The sequence below is a fragment of the Paenibacillus thalictri genome, from assembly GCF_004307995.1.
Taxonomy (GTDB): domain Bacteria; phylum Bacillota; class Bacilli; order Paenibacillales; family NBRC-103111; genus Paenibacillus_AF; species Paenibacillus_AF thalictri.
Genome location: NZ_SIRE01000078.1, coordinates 1 through 1,245, shown reverse-complemented (window position 1 = coordinate 1,245; position 1,245 = coordinate 1). Strand labels below are relative to the sequence as shown.

Annotated in this window: 2 protein-coding genes; both read left to right on the top strand. The window is 38.3% G+C overall.

What is annotated here, in order from left to right; translation table 11 throughout:
- Positions 1-169 precede the first annotated feature (169 nt).
- Positions 170-364, top strand: a complete 195-nt coding sequence (locus EYB31_RS41680; RefSeq protein ID WP_165452854.1) for a hypothetical protein — start codon at positions 170-172, stop codon at positions 362-364.
- Positions 365-520: 156 nt separating this feature from the next.
- Positions 521-1,018, top strand: a complete 498-nt coding sequence (locus EYB31_RS39930) for an NUDIX domain-containing protein (protein ID WP_131019149.1) — start codon at positions 521-523, stop codon at positions 1,016-1,018.
- Positions 1,019-1,245 lie beyond the last annotated feature (227 nt).

Sequence of the window (1,245 nt, the reverse complement as noted above, 5' to 3'; positions counted from 1 at the left end):
TCCCTTTCCTCCTGTATCCCTTGTTGTCTCAGCAACTCCAAGGTTACAGGAAAGTGATGCTCAGGTGGTCATTTTTTTGATGAGCGAACCCCTGCAGGGTGGTCACAATTTAGATTAGCATTCACAACCGATAAAGCCGTATTTACAATCGATAACAGTTTCAAGTCAAGTGGGATACTGTAAACCAGGTCCTTCAATATATAATATAGTGCAAGCAAAGATTAATAAAGGTCCAACTATTTATGTCGACGATCAAGAGAAGAATTTTATTCCAGCGAGAGAACTTGGTTGGACTACTGAGATCGCGGATGTAGAAGGCAAATGGACTGAAAAAATCACAAAACTATTACAAAACAAACTTTAGCAAGATAATCGAGGATGAGGTTCCTTCGTATAGCACCGTATTCTCGCGGCCGGCAGCAAGCTACCTTTAAGGTTCTCGGGCTCGTGAATACAAGAGACGTTATATGAAACCAACGCAAAGCAATATGAATAAATCTTTCTTGGAAGGAATTTTGCTATGTCGAGAAATTGGAAAGAGTCATATACTGGACAACTTCGATCAATATTAGGAAATCAAAAACTGATCATCCCGTCAGTAAGAGCTGTGATTTTTAATGATAGTGGAGAAGTACTATATATCCAAAGAAGAGGAAATGGAAAGTGGGCTCTACCTGCAGGTGGCATTGAACTTAATGAATCTATCTTAGAATGTTTGAGACGAGAAGTGTATGAGGAAACTGGGTTAGAGGTAATTAATGCTACACTTATTGCAATGTACACAGGAAGGGAATATTGTGTAAAAAACAGATTTGGTGATGAGTATCAAGGATTTGAATTATTATTTAGAGTGGATGAGTGGTCAGGAACTATATTGAGGGAAACAAATGAGACAACGAATATTGGATTTTTTCCACTGAATGACTTACCTTCATTTGAAACCGGTTATTGGGAGAAACATGAAAAGGAAGTATTAGAAGAAGTATTAAACTTTAGGGGAGTACCAATTATTAAGTGATTAAATTTATAGTTTATCGAAGAAGGCGTTGGCATCATATAACACCATATTCATACTGTGGCTCCTGGAGGAGCCTTGGTCCGCCAGGAGATAAATCGAGGAGGCTGTAAAATTCTTTGTGTAAACTCCAAACCTATTACAATAGAGTTACTTAGGAAGGGTTGGGAGAACACATGGGATTATGGTCCAAGGAACAGCTACGACAATTTATTAAGGAAAACAAGCTT

What these genes read in the sequence shown, in the direction of transcription:
- EYB31_RS39930 (WP_131019149.1), top strand. Translation starts at nt 521, where the DNA reads ATGTCGAGAAATTGGAAAGAGTCATATACTGGACAACTTCGATCAATA.